The organism is Rhodohalobacter mucosus, assembly GCF_003150675.1.
In the GTDB taxonomy this organism is placed as follows: Bacteria; Bacteroidota; Rhodothermia; order Balneolales; family Balneolaceae; genus Rhodohalobacter; species Rhodohalobacter mucosus.
In genome coordinates this window covers 382,436-398,890 of record NZ_QGGB01000007.1, presented here as the reverse complement: position 1 = coordinate 398,890, position 16,455 = coordinate 382,436, and the positions used below count along the sequence as shown (strand labels likewise).

Annotated in this window: 13 protein-coding genes and 1 other RNA gene; 10 read left to right on the top strand and 4 right to left on the bottom strand. The window is 50.6% G+C overall.

The features are described from left to right. Nucleotides 1–642 precede the first annotated feature (642 nt). Together DDZ15_RS11245 and DDZ15_RS16740 are read left to right on the top strand one after the other, a co-directional pair. A complete protein-coding gene (locus DDZ15_RS11245) occupies nucleotides 643–1,800 on the top strand; it encodes a 5-(carboxyamino)imidazole ribonucleotide synthase (RefSeq protein ID WP_109647177.1) in 1,158 nt (385 codons plus the stop codon). Further along, a complete protein-coding gene (locus tag DDZ15_RS16740) occupies nucleotides 1,790–1,975 on the top strand; it encodes a hypothetical protein (RefSeq protein ID WP_109647176.1) in 186 nt (61 codons plus the stop codon). Before DDZ15_RS11245 ends, DDZ15_RS16740 begins: the two co-directional genes overlap by 11 nt. A gap of 192 nt (nucleotides 1,976–2,167) precedes the next feature. Here DDZ15_RS16740 and DDZ15_RS11235 read toward each other — a convergent pair whose 3' ends face one another. Beyond that, a complete protein-coding gene (locus DDZ15_RS11235) occupies nucleotides 2,168–2,509 on the bottom strand; it encodes a DUF6122 family protein (RefSeq protein WP_109647175.1) in 342 nt (113 codons plus the stop codon). 287 nt (nucleotides 2,510–2,796) lie between these two features. Between DDZ15_RS11235 and DDZ15_RS11230 the strand changes: the two genes are divergently transcribed. Further along, entirely contained in the window at nucleotides 2,797–3,252 is a 456-nt protein-coding gene (locus DDZ15_RS11230) for a DUF6428 family protein (protein ID WP_109647174.1), read from the top strand. A gap of 413 nt (nucleotides 3,253–3,665) precedes the next feature. Here DDZ15_RS11230 and ssrA read toward each other — a convergent pair. Continuing rightward, nucleotides 3,666–4,033, bottom strand: a transfer-messenger RNA (tmRNA) gene (gene ssrA / locus DDZ15_RS11225). 513 nt (nucleotides 4,034–4,546) lie between these two features. Here ssrA and DDZ15_RS11220 point away from each other — a divergent pair. From DDZ15_RS11220 to DDZ15_RS11195, 6 genes are all read left to right on the top strand, one after another. Further along, entirely contained in the window at nucleotides 4,547–6,826 is a 2,280-nt protein-coding gene (locus DDZ15_RS11220) for a TonB-dependent receptor (RefSeq protein WP_242979002.1), read from the top strand. Between the two features lie 13 nt (nucleotides 6,827–6,839). Then, nucleotides 6,840–7,745 (top strand): DUF4249 family protein, encoded by a 906-nt coding sequence (locus DDZ15_RS11215; RefSeq protein WP_109647173.1) that lies wholly within the window; start codon nucleotides 6,840–6,842, stop codon nucleotides 7,743–7,745. 239 nt (nucleotides 7,746–7,984) lie between these two features. Beyond that, a complete protein-coding gene (gene rpiB, locus DDZ15_RS11210) occupies nucleotides 7,985–8,425 on the top strand; it encodes a ribose 5-phosphate isomerase B (protein WP_109647172.1) in 441 nt (146 codons plus the stop codon). A gap of 24 nt (nucleotides 8,426–8,449) precedes the next feature. After that, entirely contained in the window at nucleotides 8,450–9,751 is a 1,302-nt protein-coding gene (locus tag DDZ15_RS11205; protein ID WP_109647171.1) for a serine hydroxymethyltransferase, read from the top strand. A gap of 90 nt (nucleotides 9,752–9,841) precedes the next feature. Continuing rightward, nucleotides 9,842–10,711, top strand: a complete 870-nt coding sequence (gene tatC, locus DDZ15_RS11200) for a twin-arginine translocase subunit TatC (protein WP_242979001.1) — start codon at nucleotides 9,842–9,844, stop codon at nucleotides 10,709–10,711. Nucleotides 10,712–10,882: 171 nt separating this feature from the next. Then, nucleotides 10,883–11,407 (top strand): FKBP-type peptidyl-prolyl cis-trans isomerase, encoded by a 525-nt coding sequence (locus tag DDZ15_RS11195; protein ID WP_158278688.1) that lies wholly within the window; start codon nucleotides 10,883–10,885, stop codon nucleotides 11,405–11,407. A 254-nt stretch (nucleotides 11,408–11,661) separates the two neighbouring features. Here the strand turns inward: DDZ15_RS11195 and alr are convergent, their stop codons facing one another. Both alr and DDZ15_RS11185 read right to left on the bottom strand, forming a co-directional pair. Continuing rightward, nucleotides 11,662–12,732 carry an alanine racemase gene (gene alr, locus DDZ15_RS11190; protein WP_158278687.1) on the bottom strand — a complete coding sequence of 357 codons (1,071 nt, stop codon included), beginning with the start codon at nucleotides 12,730–12,732 and terminating at the stop codon, nucleotides 11,662–11,664. Continuing rightward, on the bottom strand, nucleotides 12,729–14,336 hold the full coding sequence (locus DDZ15_RS11185; protein WP_109647168.1) for a phytoene desaturase family protein: 1,608 nt from the start codon (nucleotides 14,334–14,336) through the stop codon (nucleotides 12,729–12,731). The genes alr and DDZ15_RS11185 overlap by 4 nt, the downstream gene beginning before the upstream one ends. A gap of 115 nt (nucleotides 14,337–14,451) precedes the next feature. Between DDZ15_RS11185 and sppA the strand changes: the two genes are divergently transcribed. After that, nucleotides 14,452–16,239, top strand: a complete 1,788-nt coding sequence (gene sppA, locus DDZ15_RS11180) for a signal peptide peptidase SppA (RefSeq protein WP_109647167.1) — start codon at nucleotides 14,452–14,454, stop codon at nucleotides 16,237–16,239. Nucleotides 16,240–16,455 lie beyond the last annotated feature (216 nt).

Here is a 16,455-nt window from a genome sequence, read left to right as displayed (position 1 = left end):
TCAATCAACCCGACAATTTGTTTACGCAAGGTAGGTGAAAACTCCCGGCGTTGCCGAAGATATTTTTTAGACATAAAGAATCGGTTTATAAGTGATAATTTATGTCAACCTATTTTAGGCACCTACATCTACTACATTGAAGCTTTGTAGATCAGGAAAGCTTCGTAGACCAAGGGGTTCAGGCAAAAAGCTTCAGGCGGCAGAGTCCGGAGGACGGCATATACGAGCGGGGAATTAATTCCCACGTGGCAGGTGCAGGCTATCCCGAGGGGTCGGGACTGCGAAATACACGCAGCAGGCTACAGGGCTACAGGGCTACAGGGCTACAGGGCTACAGGGCTACAGGGCTACAGGGCTACAGGGCTACAGGGCTACAAAAAAGTTGATGAGAAATTCTTTCTGAGATCATAGTTCGCAAATCTCAAATCTGAGATCAATCCCTCCCGTCTCACGTTTGACGTTTGACGTCTGACGTCTCCCCTTTGCCTTTTGCCTTTTGCCTTTTGCCTTTTGCCTTCTCACTACTCAATACTACCAACTCCTAACTCCCAACTCCCAACTCATCTTACCCAAAACCTTCGTAACTTTGATCTCACAATCAATTCTGTTCAACAACCATAAAATGGATCATACAGCTCCGCTATGAAACATCCGCTTCAATCAGGGTTTACCATCGGCTTTCTGGGGGCCGGACAGCTGGCGCGCATGTCGGCCAACACCGCGTTTCAGTACGGCATGCAGGTTGCCGTCTTTTCCGACCGCACTGAAAATGAACCGGTACAGTTTATGACTCCAAAATCATGGTCCGGCACGTTTTCGGAATCTGATTCGATGCTCGAATTTGCAAAAGCGTGCGACGTGATCACACTGGAAAATGAATTTATCGACTCTCCCGTTTTATCCAGGCTTCAGAAAGAATCGGGCACGCCCATCTACCCTTCCCCCGATTCGTTTGCGATGATTGAGAACAAACTGATTGAAAAGCAGACCTTCGAAGGTGCGGGCATTCCGGTCACTCCCTACCGGCTGGTCAAGACCGAAAAGGATCTGAATGATTTCGGTGAAAAATTTGGATGGCCCTATCTGCTTAAATCCTCAAAGGGCGGTTACGACGGATACGGCAATAAAACAGTTAAGGATCCGGAAGGTGCGCTGAAAGCGTTCTCAAACCTGGGCGGAAATGAGGGACGAGACATCATTGCTGAAGCGTTTGTGGATTTTACACATGAACTGGCTGTACAGGTGGCCCGCAATGAGACCGGCGAGGTTGTATACCCGGTCTGTGAAACCGTGCAGAAGCATCACATCTGCGTGGCTGTCAAAACACCGGCCCCTGTTTCGGAAAGCGTACAGAAGCGTGTCCAGGAGCTGGCCATGAAAGCGACCGAGGCCATAGACGGCAAGGGAATCTTTGCCTACGAATTTTTTCTCACTTCAGGTGGCGAGGTACTGCTGAATGAATCGGCGCCCCGCCCCCATAACTCGGGTCACTACTCCATTGAAGGCTGTGTAACATCCCAGTTCGAGAACCACGTTCGCGCCGTTTGCGGACTCCCCCTGGGCGATCCATCACTCACCAAACCTGCTGCGGTGATGATCAACCTGCTGGGCACCCATCAGCGCCTGTCACGTGTTGAGTTTGCAGAAAAATCGATGCGCGAAGAGAACGGCCATCTTCACATCTATGGAAAGCTGCAAAGCAAACCGGGCCGAAAAATGGCGCATTACACGCTTCTGGGCGATGACGTCGAAGAAGTATATCGAAAAGCGCTTGATTTGACGGAGATGATTGAGATCTGATTCAGGCTTCAGGCTTCAGGCTTCAGGCTTCAGGCTTCAGGCTTCAGGCTTCAGGCTTCAGGCTTCAGGCTTCAGGCTTCAGGCTTCAGGCTTCAGGCTTCAGGCTTCAGGCTTCAACGGGCAAGATGCACAGATATATGAGATCATACTCTTCCGTCTCACGTTTGACATTTGACGTCTGACTTCTCAATACTCAATACTCAATACTCAAAAACAAGATACTTCTTAGATCGTACACCGCATATCTCCGAGCGCATATCATTCTCCTCTCCCGTCTCACGTCTGACGTTTGACGTCTCCCCTCTCTCTTCTGCCTTCTGCCTTTTGCCTTTTGCCTTTTCACTATACTCACATACAGTAGCACTGCTCAAAAGCAATCCAGCCAGTCAAGCACCATATGAATTACCAGGCCCAAGCCGATGAGGTGCATCAGATTTATGGTTTTTTGCGATGCCATTTTTGTAGTAAACTTTTCAGGCAGAAACGGCAGCAAAAAAAGAATGACGTAGGCTGCAATGGCCGGTATGGTATGAAGCGGATGAAATCCAATCGAGCAGCGGTTGGGATCATAGATCGGATCGGCCAACAGATGATCCAGGTCAACCGCCATAGTGGCGATCAGGATCAGGTAAACCGTCCACATACGGTCTCTGTAAAAAAGCCATGCAGCCGCCAGAGGGACCATAAAATGTAGCAGGATGTGGAGCATCAATCTATTCCGGTTCTTGTGTAGGATGAAATTTCGGTAATCGCGATATAATTCTTCAGCAGGCTGAAGATAATATGGAATTTTCAATGAATTATGCCTGCCCGTCCATTGAATATATCCGATAAGAAACTGGACTTCAGATTACCGCCGGATACTGTATGCCACGGTGGAATATCGCATAGTCTGATAAGTTAAATCGGGAATAATTAAACCCGTCATTGATATTCATTGCATTAATCGTAATTTTACGATTAAATAATTCTGTAAGACTAACTCTTATCATCATCATGAAGCTATCCGATTTCAGACAACATCTTGACAGCGTGGATAGACTCACGTTTATTCTGCCCGACGGCACCTCTGTACCGCCCCACTTTCACATTACGGAAGCCGGCCTTCTAACCAAACACTTCATCGACTGCGGTAAAACCATACATCTGAAAAAAACCGCGGTATTTCAGCTCTGGAGCGCCGATGACACCCATCACCGTTTAAAACCATCTATGGCAGGCCGCATTATCGATGCGTCGCACAGGGTGTTTGACGGGGAAGATCCCGAGGTGGAAATTGAATACCAGATGGATACGGTGAGCAAGTTTGGCCTTGAGTTTGACGAGGGACGATTTAGACTCACCCCCACCTATACCGACTGCCTGGCTAAAGAAAGTTGTGATGTGGCTCCGGCATCTGCCATTGCTGAAGAAGTTCAGGGGTGCTGCACGCCCGGTGGTGGGTGTTGTTAGGGATGGTGGCAGGATGGCCTACCGGCGCGGAGCGGAGCCCCGCAGGAGCAGCGCGGAGCAGAGCCCCGCTTGAGATTTGTGGTCAAAACCCGATTATTTTCCAATAAAAAACCCCGACAAGAGATTGAACCTTGCGGGGGTTTGAATGTAGTGGAGCTGGCGTGAGTTTCCCGAAGGGATCGCTATGCGGGAACCGCGAAGCATGCTTCGCAAATGAGAAATAAAGCCCAACCAAAGAATAAGCCAAAAAAAATCCCCACCAAAGTATCAGACTTTGTGGGGATTGAAGTTAAGTGGAGGTGGCGGGAGTCGAACCGCGAAGCATTGCTTCGCAAATGAATAACCGTAAGCTAACTCTAACCCTGCTATAAAAAATCCCCGTCAAAGCTGTGAACCTTGCGGGGATTGTAAATGAGTGGAGGTGGCGGGAGTTGAACCCGCGTCCGAGAAGGCAAATCGTCAAGCATCTACATGCTTAGCTGCTGATTGAGTTTCGGATGAAGCCATGCTCAGCAGCAAAACAACTCCAACCTATTCTGCATTAAGTTCTCCAGCCGCGCGGCAGACACGCCCTTCGGAAAAGCCAGTTTAGTCGGCGCTCGCAATGGGACCTACTGGCAAGGCACCCAAGGGAACGGACTCGTCAGTTTATGCTGCGAGTCGGTAAGAGTAATTGTTGTCAACTACTTTTAGTCCATGATGAATGATTAACGAGATTCATCGGTCAATCTCGGCATGCAGCCTGCAATTGTACTCAACCCGTCGAATCCGGTACACCCCCAATATGTCAAAGAAATTCTGCTTTATACTGCAGTTCAGTAATATAACGAATTTCTGGGTCAAATAGTATTTGTGAGGGAGAAGGCAAAAGGCAGAAGTGAAAAGAGAGAGGAGAATGATATGCGATTGGAGATATGCGGTGTACGATCTAAGAAGTATCTTGATTTTGAGTATTGAGTATTGAGACGGAAGACCTAAGGAAGGCTCGAAAGTATTGGGATAGATTTGTGAATACTGGATTTATTTCACATCGTCCCTGTACCTGCACCCTGCGCCTTGCGCCATGCGCCCTGCACCCTGTACCCTGTACCCTGCAGTTCGCAGTTCGTTCATCGGGAATCGTTGTTCGTCAATCTATTCACACCCTGTACCCTGAAACTTCAGGAAACCTTACGCCACGCAAAACGGTTTATGCCCAGGAGTTTATGTTCTTTTAATATCCGTTTGGTATGTTCAGCACTCTTTTTATCCCGAACTCCAGGTGATTCACATTACCCCAAAAATCAATTTTAGCGTGAAAAAGTACCCTCTTTTACTGTTTGTATTTTGCTATATCGGTCTTTTTCTGATCCCGGACAGCCTTTTTGCCCAGGAAACGGCATCCATGAACGGCTACATCACTGACAGCCAAACGGGTGAAACCCTGCTATCGGCCAATGTGGCACTGCTTGAGATCAACCGCGGCACTTCCAGCAATACGTCCGGATATTATTCCATCCCAAACGTAGCTCCCGGCACCTATACGCTTGCCGCCAGTTATATCGGTTACCGCAGATTTGAGCGGGAAATAACGCTTGAAGTGGGAGAAACACTGCGCCTCGATATTGAACTGATACCGGAAGGGGTTGAACTGGAAGCTCTTGTGGTGGATTCGGAGGCCGAACTGGAGGAACAGCGCAATATCGGACGCGCACAGGTCAGCACTCAGCTCATCAAAGATCTTCCTTCCGTTCTGGAACCGGATGTCTTCCGTTCCGTACAGCTGCTGCCGGGGGTCAAAGCAGCATCCGACTTCTCAAGCGGACTCTATATCCGGGGAGGGAGTCCCGATCAAACCCTCATCCTTCTCGATGAAACCACCGTTTACAATCCCAGCCACTTTTTTGGGTTCTTCTCCACGTTTAACCCCGACGCCGTTAAGGATGTGAGACTGTACAAGGGCGGGTATCCGGCTCAATTCGGCGGCAGGCTGGGATCCGTGCTTACCGTATTCAACAAAGACGGAAACCGTAACGAAACACAGGGTGCCGTCAGCATTGGTCTGCTGGCATCGCGCGCCTCCATTGAAGGGCCCTTTTCAAAAGGATCATGGATGCTGGCTGTGCGCCGTTCCACCCTTGAACCTGTACTGGCCATTCTAAGGCAGGCCGTCGATACCGTACCCGATCTGTTCTACTTCTATGACATCAACGGCAAAATCAATTTTGACGCTACCGAAAACGATCGTTTCTCCCTGGCCTTTTATTCAGGATTCGACAAGGTACGCCTGCCATTTCTGGAGGACGCCAATATCAGCCTCCTGTATGGCAATCAGACCGTGAGCGGCAAATGGCGCCGCATATTCAGCGACAAGCTTTTCGGATCTGTTACCGCTACAGGTTCACGCTACTTCAATGAACCCGAATTCAGCATTGCAGGCACCCCTTTTGAACGGAACAATTCCATTCTTGATTTCAGCCTGAAGGCCGATCTGGAGTATCTGCCAAACCAGTACCATACCGTGTCGGCCGGCATCTGGGGCGGCACGCTCAACCTCCGTTTTCTCGACAAATTTGATAACCAAACCACCTTCAACAACAGGATTCAATCCACATATTTATCGGGTTACCTGCAGAACGAGTGGCGTCCGTCAGACAGCTGGGTCATCAACGGCGGAGTGCGGTTAAACACCTTCTCGGAAGGCTCGTATGCACGGCTCGAGCCGAGGCTTTCACTCGAATACAGGGTGAATCCGTCTATCCGGCTGCAGACGGCCTATGGCCGATATCACCAGTATCTCACCCTCATAACCAACGAGGCTTTCTCCGGATTTGATATCTGGCTTACATCCGACGACGGTGTGGCCCCCTCCTTCGGCGACCAGTTTGTGATCGCTGCCAAGACCCTCCCCTTCGAAGGGTACGGCTTTGATGCGGAGATCTATTACCGCACCATGCGCGATCTGTTTGAGCTGGATCCCTTTGTAACCGATCCCTCCGGGCTCGACTACGATCAGCTGTTCCGGATCGGCGACGGTTACGCATATGGATTTGAGCTTTTTATCGAGAAAAAGACCGGCCGGCTGAGCGGTTTCGTGGGATATACCTTTGGCGTGACCCGCAGAAAATTCCCCGGCTTCAACACCGATATTCCGGACAATCCGCAGCAGGCGCGGTTTTATCCGCCCAAATACGACCGTACCCACGATATGAATGTGGTTGCAACCTACAAGCTCTCCGACCGGTGGAGCGTGTCGGGTGTATTCAGCTACGCAACGGGCCAGGCGTTCACAGAGCCGCTTGGGCGAACGCAGCTCACGTCCGTTCCATGGGGCAATGCGCCTCGCGACGTATTTACCGTGGGCAATCTGAATGCATCGAGACTGCCATCCTACCACCGCATGGATCTTTCCTTTAGCCGTTTCGGGCGCTTTTTTGACCTGGGTGATGCGGAATGGCAGATCCAGATCATCAACATTTACTCGCGCAGAAATATCTGGTTTTACAACTATGATTTTGACGAGAACCCCGTAGAGCGGCAGGATATCCCGCTTTTACCCATCATCCCGTCTCTGTCCTACACCGTGAATTTTTAACTCCCATTCATATATGAAGATCAATACATTTCATCTGTTTACGCTTCTTTTCGCTCTGCTGATGATCCTGGGTACCGGATGTGATCTGTATGAACAGGATGAGTACCGCGAACTGGTACAAATAGAATCCTACCTGGTTGCGGGCCGTCAGCTTCCGGTTGTCAGGATCACCCGAACACTGCCGATTGACGTTGAATATACATTCGAGAGTGCAGCTCTAAGCGGTGCCATTGTCAGCATAACCTTGCTGGATGAAAACGGCGGAACGGCAGAAGTTTTCCCTTACGAATCCGGAGCCGCCACAGGAATCTACATACCTCAGGACGACACCCACATCGTGGAAGCCCGGCGAAGCTACCGAATTGACGTCACCTTCAGCAACCGGGATGAACAGCTGAGTGCCGTGACCACCGTCCCCGATCAGATCAGTGTGATTAATGACGTACGGGAATCTGTGGTGTATCAGTCGGATGAACAGCTTGAAATTGTATTGGCTCCGACGGTTCAAACCCAGAATCAAAACGTGTTTGTTTTTGACGCATTGGCCCTCAACCCCACACCGGAGAGTCTTACGCCTTTTTATCTTGCCGCGGTTAACGACGGTGACGCTGAAATTGAAGATTTTTTCAGCAACTCTTCGGGCCTGATCAATGAGGGCAATTTCGACATCATGGCAGACGGCACCATCTTTCTGAATTTTCCATGGATCGGAGCTGCTTTTTACGGGGAGACAACTGTTGTCACCAATTCGGTAGACCGGAATGTTGCTGAACTGCTGCGCTCGCAGGAAGTGCAGCTGGGAGGATCCACCTTGTCGCCCGGAGAGATCCCTAATCTGAGGTACAACATCGACGGTGGAATCGGCGTGTTCGGAAGCATATCCTCCGATTCGGTGGTTACGAATTTCCTGCGGCCATAGGTTTACTCGTGCCATTGGCATCCCAGCGGGGCAGATTTGCGCCGCATAGTGATCCCTGCGGGACTGAGTTAATCGCAGATTTCCGCAGAATATCCGCGATTCATCTGAGAAATCTGCGAGAACCCATACGATACTGCCCAAATTTTCTCAAATCCTCTTTTCTGCCCAATTCCTGCCTTGGTGCTCACTGTTTTTTTCGAGATATTTGAGAAACCAATTTTTCCCTTAAAAATGTGCCCATGATTATTCCCATAGCCAGTGACCACGCCGGATTTGAAGCCAAAGAGGAGACCAAAGAGATACTGGAAGAATTCGGACACATGCCGGTAGATTTTGGGACACACTCAGCGGACTCCGTTGATTACCCCGATTTTGCCGTACAGGTAGCCAAAAAGGTGAGTTCGGGTGAATATGATTCGGGAATTCTGATCTGCGGCAGCGGTCAGGGCATGTGTATGGCGGCCAACAAATTTCCCAATGTAAGGGGGGCTCTTGTCTACTCCACACACGTTGCACGCCTTGCACGTGAACACAACAATGCCAATGTGCTTTGCCTCCCCGGGCGCGAGCTCAAAACCGATCAGATCAGGGAGATCCTGGAAGCATGGTTTAAAGCCGAATTCGAGGGTGGACGCCACGAACGCCGCGTAAATAAGATTAACGCAATCACTGACAAGTAATATTGATTCATATCCTTACATAAAATGAAAGCACTTAAAGAGCAGGACCCTGAAATTTTCAGCATTATTGAGAAGGAAACCACGCGCCAGAATGAAAATTTTGAGCTGATTGCGTCTGAGAACTTTGCATCCCGCGCCACTATCGAAGCCATGGGCTCCGTACTTACCAACAAGTATGCGGAGGGATATCCCGGTAAAAGGTATTACGGCGGTTGCGAGCACGTGGACGTTGCGGAAGATCTTGCCCGTGAGCGGGCTAAAAAACTTTTTAATGCCGATTACGCGAATGTACAGCCGCATTCCGGTGCGTCGGCCAACGCAGCCATCTACCTGGTTTTCATGCAGCCCGGCGACACCCTTCTGGGCCTCGATCTGGCGCACGGCGGCCACCTCACGCACGGCTCGCCCGTCAACTTCTCCGGCATCATCTATCACCCTGAATTTTACGGCGTGGAAAAGGACACCGGCCGAATTGATATGAACAAGGTTCGGGATAAAGCTAAAAAAGTAAATCCGCGGATGATCTCGATCGGAGCCAGCGCGTACACGCGCGACTTCGACTACCAGGCATTTCGCGACATCGCCGACGAGGTGGGTGCTTTTCTCTGGATGGACATGGCGCATACGGCCGGGCTGATTGCGGCGGGCGAACTGAATGATCCGCTTCCGGTATGTGATGTTGTCTCTACAACTACGCACAAAACACTGCGCGGTCCGCGGGGCGGCATGATTCTGGTCGGTAATGACGGTGAAAACAAGCTGGGTGTGACGGCACGCAAATCAGGCCGGACCAAAAACTGGAGCGAAGTGCTCGATTCCGCCGTATTCCCCGGCAGCCAGGGAGGACCGCTGATGCACGTAATTGCAGCCAAGGCCGTAGCCTTTGGCGAAGCGCTTGAGCCCGAATTCGTGTCGTATCAAAAACAGGTAAAAGCCAACGCCACAACCATGGCAAATGAATTTATGGACCGCGGTTACAACCTGGTCAGCGATGGCACCGACAATCACCTGATCCTGGTGGATCTGCGCAGCAAAGGCCTGACCGGTAAGCTTGCGGAAGAATCCCTCGACCGTGCAGGTATCACCGTTAATAAAAATATGGTCCCTTTTGATACGGAAAGCCCGTTTGTAACATCCGGTATCCGGATCGGCTCGCCTGCCCTGACGACGCGCGGTTTCGGTGAAAATGAGTTTAAAGAGGTTGTACGCCTGATCGATACCGTTCTTCAAAAGCCGGAGGATGAAGATGTGATTCACTCCGTCAAAACACAGGTGAAAGAGATGTGTGACATGTTTCCACTCTACGACTTCGCAACCACTCCATAAATACCCTTTGATCAGCGGATTGCTGATTCTGAATGCCTTTTACACAAATTCATCACAATAAAACAAAGTACAGACAGATAGCCGATACGGATGAGCGATAGTACGGAACAGTCGAAGCGGGGTATCATGGGGCGGATTCTCCCCAAGGCCAAGCCTCCCAAGGTCGATCCGACCGCTAATATGTCGTTTCTTGACCACCTGGAAGAACTCCGTTGGAGGATCCTGAAAGGACTTCTTGGCGTTTTGGCGGGTGTACTGGTGGCCTTCTTTTTTCGCGACTTTATCATCAAAGAGCTCATCCTGGGTCCCGCAGGCACAGACTTTTTCATGTACCGCCTGATGCCCATCGATCCCGTTGAACTCTCTCTGATTTCACGACGGCTGCCCGGACAGTTCTTTACCTACTGGGGCACGCTCATCATCACCGGCATCATTATCGGGTCACCGCTCTTTATTTTTCAGCTCTGGGCTTTTGTGGAGCCCGCACTGGAGTCAGGCGAAAAGATCAAAACATTTCTGAACTCGCTTTTCATCACCTTCTTCTTTTTGCTGGGTGTAGCTTTCGGGTATCTGATCCTGGTTCCCTTCGCGGTTCAGTTTTTCACCCAGTTCGTGATCTCCGACTTTATAAGCAATGAGTTCGATATCAATGAATATTTTACATCTGTGGCTGTTTGGACGCTGGCATGCGGCGTGATCTTTCAGGTGCCCGTAATCAGTTACTTTCTGTCGAAAGTGGGCCTGCTCGATCCCGACATCATGCGCAAATACCGCCGCCATGCGCTGGTTGCCATTCTTATTGTTGCGGCGTTTCTAACCCCGCCCGATCCCATTTCACAGATGATGATTGCACTCCCCCTGCTCATTCTTTACCAGTTCGCCATTTTTCTAAGCAAAATTGCTGCGCGCAAACGCAAGAAAGAGCTCGAAAAAGCGTTTGGCAATCAGAGCGGTTCTTAATTGATGCAAAGCACCCTGTTTATATGTTGGGGTGACAATCAGAGTGATTAACAGGCCGCTTTTATCCTCGATTCATATTTTATTCATTCACCAATTAGTTTTAACTTCTTAAGTCTGTAAAGGCTTTTGAAAAAGAATTTTATCCATCACGCAATCATGCAAATTTCGGTTTTGAGATTAATACCGGCCCTTCTGGTCATTTTTATACTATCCTCCTGCGACACTACGGATCCGTTCAGCTTTGAGCCCCCCGACTTTTCGACCGTGCCTCCGGCTTTCGATTACACTGAAGTGGACCCGGTTACCGTAGAACCCGGAATTGACGTGCATGTTCTGGAAGAGGGAACCGGTACGTTTTCAGTAACCCAGCGCGATCAGATCTCCTTTCTTGTAACGCTCAGGTCGCTTGACGGTGATATTATCTACAGCTCCTTCAGCAATGGAAATGCCCTTCCCATTACAAACCAGCGCGTAGACCAGATTCGACTTTCAAACGGAATTATCAACCCCAGAAGCCCGATTCTTCTCTATACGTCCGGCTTACGAAAAGGATTGACCGGGATGAAAGTAGGTGAAATCCGCACGATCATCGTTTCGCCTGAACAGGGCTACGCAGACGTTACAGCCGGCCTCACCGCAGAATACAGTGAATCGACGCTTCAGTACGATATTGAACTCACCAACATCGTGAACTGATAGATTTCGCATCAGGTGTCCATGAGGTAAGTCAAGGAATTGAAACGAAATAGTCCCCCTTTTCCCATTGGGATCACTATGTGGGAAGGGGGAGAGGCTCGTGAGAGTCTGGGGAATGACCCTCTAAGCTGAGGTTCGTCCCTATAAAATTAAATAATACCCTTAATTTCACTACGTAACACCCCTCCCCGCCAGACGGCGGTACTCCCCTCGAGGGGAGACTTCCATTGCACTCCGTCAGATCATACGGAATTTTAGGATTCACCGTAAATTTTCTCTACCCTGCCGGTTATGTTGGTCAGAATTTCATGCACGTTGGTTCCCGCTTTTTCCGCCCAGTCGTGTGCATTCCATCCCTCACCGCCCAGCAGCGTCACTTCCGTCTCTGCGGGAAGCTGTTTTTCACCCAAAAAAACCATGATATTGTCCATGGTTACATTCCCCACCTGCGGATAGAGCTCACCGTCAATCCACACCTTCAGCTTGTTGCTGAGTGATCGCGGAATGCCGTCGCCATATCCAACGGGAATGGTTGCCAGGTACCCCTCCTGCGGTGCTTTCCAGGTTGAGGAGTAGCTCACCGGTGTTTCCTTTTTGATTTTGCGGATCTGCACAATGCGGGTTTTCCATGTAAGGGCCGGTTTCAGCCAGTCATACCGCTTCTCACCGGAGTTATACCCAAGCATCCCGACCCCGGTGCGGACCATGTTGAAATGACCGATATCATAATTTGCGACAGCTCCCGTATTGCTCATGTGGCGGAGCGGGATCTCTTTGAAGAGCTCTGTGATGTTGCTGAATCGTTCATACTGCTTACGAACAAAATCGGAGCCGGGATCATCGGCGGTGGCGTAGTGCGAATAGATCCCGCTGCAGGAGAGCCGCTGATTCATTACGGCCAGCTGCCGCACGTCTGCTGCATCCTCCGGCATAAAGCCGAACCGTCCCATCCCCGTGTCAAAATTGAGCTGATATCGTGTGCCGTCCATGAGAGTATCAAAATGGGTTTTATGGCTGACCGTCGCTGTGAGGTTGTGTGTATGGTAGGCCGCCGCCGTGTCATACCCCGGAACATTGAAGACCAGGATCGGTTTTTTAAGGCCTCCCATCCGAAGCTGAATCCCCTCATCCACGCTTGCCACGCCAAACCAGTCAGCAGCATCCTCAATGTGACGCGATACGCGTACGGCGCCGTGCCGGTAGGCATCGCACTTCACAACGGCAAACACTTTCTCCGTACCTGCTCTCTTGTGAATGGTGCGCAGGTTGTTGAGGATGGTTCCAAGATGGATCTCTGCGTGCGAATCCGGGAAATGATTTTTCACCTTTTGCTCCCAAAGAATTTTTTAGTTCCTTTTTTCAATATCACCTGTGCCGCATTGTACCCGGCGGCTCCAAATACCCCGCCGCCAGGATGACAGGATGCGCTGGAAAGATAGAGGTTTTCAATAGGGGTTTCGTACCGGCTCAGCTCCGGAACCGGACGGAACATGAACATCTGGTCAAAATTCATCTCCACGTGCATTACGTTACCGCGCAGCAGTCCGTGCTTGCGCTCGATATCGAGCGGTGATTGAATGTAGCGGTCGATCAGCTTCCCCTTCATGTTGGGCGCGTATCTCTCCACCACGCCATAGATCTTGTCCGCTTCCCGTTCGCGGATGTTATCCCAGTTCCGGCCGTTCGACAGTTCATACGGATGCCACTGGGCCCAGGCAAAGAGGGTGTGTTTCCCGTCTTTGGCCACTTCAGGGTCGATTTTGGAAAAGGTCATCGCGAGGACAGCCGGCTCTTCCGGCGGATTCCCTTTCATATAATCACCGATGGCGCGGTTCATGTACCCGACCGACGGGGCCAGCAGCTGCATGCCGTTGTGAATCAGCGGATCACCGGGTGCGGCTGTATACTCCGGCAGCTCCTCCACCGCGCAGCGGATCACCATACCGAACCCGTTGCCCACCTGAATATTCTCCACCTTTGTAAAAAGGGAAGCATCGAGGTGTTCACGGCCAACCAGTTTCATCATGGTGGTCTGCACGTGCGCGTTGGAAACGATCAGGTCTGCCTTGTAGTAGTCATCATTTTCCGTAACCACGCCCCTCGCTTTTCCGTCTGCGATGTCAATTTTTTTGACGGGAGAATCCGCAATCACCTCGCCGCCGTACTCTTCAATGAGGTTTTTCATTGCCTGGGTAAGCATACCGCTCCCACCTTTCGGATGCTTTGCGCCGCTTTCATGGAGCATCGACTGCCAGCCCACAAAATCGCCCGTGGCGGATTGGTCGGGCAATGGGCCCGACTGAGCGGCAAACCAGGTCAGGGCCGCTTTCAGGTAAGGGTTTTTGAAAGATTTCTCCACCACGCCCCCGTAGCTGCCCAGGATTTTCTGCAGCCCGTCGATCTGCTCCCCTTTTTTGAACATCGACCCGTCACGGATCTGCCCCTTGGCCATTTCGGTGAATATATTCTTCCCCGTAGGCGGCACCATAAACGCTTTCAGCACGCCGCGATTGATCCGTCCCCAGAAATCGATGAACTCCTTGTAATTGGCTACATCCTCCGGGGCTACAGCTGCAATGGACTCCAGCGTTCGGTCCAGGTCTTTGTGAAAGTGGATCACCCCTTTCCCGTCCGGCACCGGATAGCTCATGAAAGGGTCCATCTCGATATACTCCAACCCGTAATCCGTGAGGCCAAGCTCTTCGATAATACCGGTCTGATGGATCATGATATGAACAGAGGATCCCACGTCCATTCGAAAACCATTCGGGTTTTCCTCGCTTTGAAACATGGTTTCCGTGCAGACGGCTCCGCCGATGGTGTCGCGCCGTTCCAGTACCCCAACTTTCATTCCCGCTTTGGCCAGGTAGCAACCGGTAACCAGGCCGTTGTGTCCTGAACCGATAATGAGTGAATCAAATTGTTTCATATTTCGTACAGATAAAAATTCGTGGAATGAATTATTGGTTTTAGTAAGTTTAACCAACACATGCGGCGCCGCTCTCATTCACGCGGGGTAAATTTAACAAGTAATCTGATCTATAATGCAATTTTTCAAGACATTTCTGGCCTCCATTCTGGGAACCATATTGGGTATTTTGATTCTGGTACTGATTTTGTTCGCAACATTGGTGAGCAGTTCAGCCGAACCCGAACCCTATATCCGCTCAAACACCGTACTGACCATCAACCTGCCCGGCGGCATCCCTGCCAAGGCTGTTGAAGATCCGGTTGACGAACTTTTCAATCCGGAGGCCGGTATACGATTTTCTTTGGAAACACTGAAGAGCACTCTAAAAAAAGCCGCCGCAGATGACAATATTGAGGCTGTTTGGGTAAAAACAAACCTTGTAGGCTCCTCGTGGGCAAACCTGGAAACGGCCCGCGGATATTTTACTGACTTCAAAGAGAGCGGAAAGCCGCTCTATTTCAGCACCGACGATATCGGCATGAATGAACAGTCCTATTTTCTGGCAACCACGGCCGACAGCATCTTTTCGCCTCCTCAAACCGGTTTCCAGTTCGACGGATTCGTGGCACAGTTCACCTTCTACAGCGACATGCTGGATAAGATCGGCATTGAGCCGGAAATTTTCCGGGTGGGTGAATACAAGTCTGCCGTGGAGCCGTTTACTAATACCTCAAGCTCTCCGGAAAGCAGGCAGCAAACCCGTGAGATCCTCAACGCAGCGACCGATACGTTTGTCAATGCAGTGATGGAGCGAACGGGCTACAGTGCTGAAGAGGTCAATGAATTGCTGAATACCCCTCCAGTTGACCGCGTCAACTTTGCGCTCGAAAACGGACTGATTGACGCCATTGCGTTTGAGGATGAAGTGGAAGCGATGATCAAGGCGCGTATTGGCGTGGAAGAGGACGATGACCTGACAACCGTCTCCTTCGGCCGATACGGACGCGTAAGTTATGCCAGTGCCGGGGTGGAGATGCCCGAAACGCAGGACAAGATTGCCGTGATCTATACCAGCGGCGCTATCCTGCCGAACCTGCCCGACAACCCGTTCGGAAACACAAGCGGTATCACCGCATCAAGCGTCAAAAAACAGCTTGATGACGCCCTGGATGACGATAATGTGAAAGCGATTGTAGTACACATCAACAGCCCGGGCGGAGCGGTCACCACTTCCGACCTGATCTGGCATCATCTGAAAACAGCTTCTGAAAAGGTGCCGGTTGTCGCATCCATGGGGTCCGTTGCCGCATCCGGCGGATACTATATGGCGATGGGAGCCGACACGGTGATGGCGGCCGAGAACACGATCACAGGATCGATCGGGATCTTCAACCTGCTTTTCAACTTTGAAGAGTTTTTTGATGACAAGATCGGTATCGACTATGAAACGCTCACAACCCATGAATATGCCGATCTTTACGACCTTTCGGACTCCTTTACGCCCTCCGAGCGGTCTGTTATTCAGGAGTCGATCGAAAACGGCTATGAAGCCTTTCTGGCGCGTGTGGCCGAGAACCGCGGCATGACACGAGACGAGGTAAATGTGATCGCCCGTGGGCGCGTGTATACAGGAGCCGCCGCTCTTGAAGTAGGCCTGGTGGATCTTCTCGGAGACGTGGACCGTGCCATCGAGGTAGCGGCCGAAATGGCGGAGGTTGAGGCCTACCGTGTCGAGACCTTCCCAAAGAAAAAGGATATCTATGAGGCGCTGTTCGGTTCCGCAAATTCACAGATGAAAGCGATGCTGACCAGCTGGATTCCACAGCAGGCCAAAAACGATCTGACCGATGTGCAGATGCTGCTCAGCCAGCCGCTCGGCATGAACTGGGCATTGCTGCCGATCAGAATTGATATTGATTGATTAGGGAATAAGCATTGGGTGAATTCAGGATCAGATAGAAGGCAAATAGACTCCCCTCCTTTTTAAGGAGGGGCAGGGGGTGGTTTTGACTCATTATGTAGAGATCACAAGCTATTTAAATTGCATCAATTCTATTTCAGCCACTTGATAATTCATTAAGAATTCTGACATAGAACTTGATTTGCCATTAGCCCCGGTTTTTGATTATAGTTAATT

Bases quoted from the DNA above. Each gene is read 5' to 3' on its own strand.
- DDZ15_RS11245 (WP_109647177.1), top strand. From the start codon at position 643: ATGAAACATCCGCTTCAATCAGGGTTTACCATCGGCTTTCTGGGGGCC.
- DDZ15_RS11235 (WP_109647175.1), bottom strand. From the start codon at position 2,509: ATGCTCCACATCCTGCTACATTTTATGGTCCCTCTGGCGGCTGCATGG.
- DDZ15_RS11230 (WP_109647174.1), top strand. From the start codon at position 2,797: ATGAAGCTATCCGATTTCAGACAACATCTTGACAGCGTGGATAGACTC.
- DDZ15_RS11215 (WP_109647173.1), top strand. From the start codon at position 6,840: ATGAAGATCAATACATTTCATCTGTTTACGCTTCTTTTCGCTCTGCTG.
- rpiB (WP_109647172.1), top strand. From the start codon at position 7,985: ATGATTATTCCCATAGCCAGTGACCACGCCGGATTTGAAGCCAAAGAG.
- DDZ15_RS11205 (WP_109647171.1), top strand. From the start codon at position 8,450: ATGAAAGCACTTAAAGAGCAGGACCCTGAAATTTTCAGCATTATTGAG.
- tatC (WP_242979001.1), top strand. From the start codon at position 9,842: ATGAGCGATAGTACGGAACAGTCGAAGCGGGGTATCATGGGGCGGATT.
- DDZ15_RS11185 (WP_109647168.1), bottom strand. From the start codon at position 14,336: ATGAAACAATTTGATTCACTCATTATCGGTTCAGGACACAACGGCCTG.
- sppA (WP_109647167.1), top strand. From the start codon at position 14,452: ATGCAATTTTTCAAGACATTTCTGGCCTCCATTCTGGGAACCATATTG.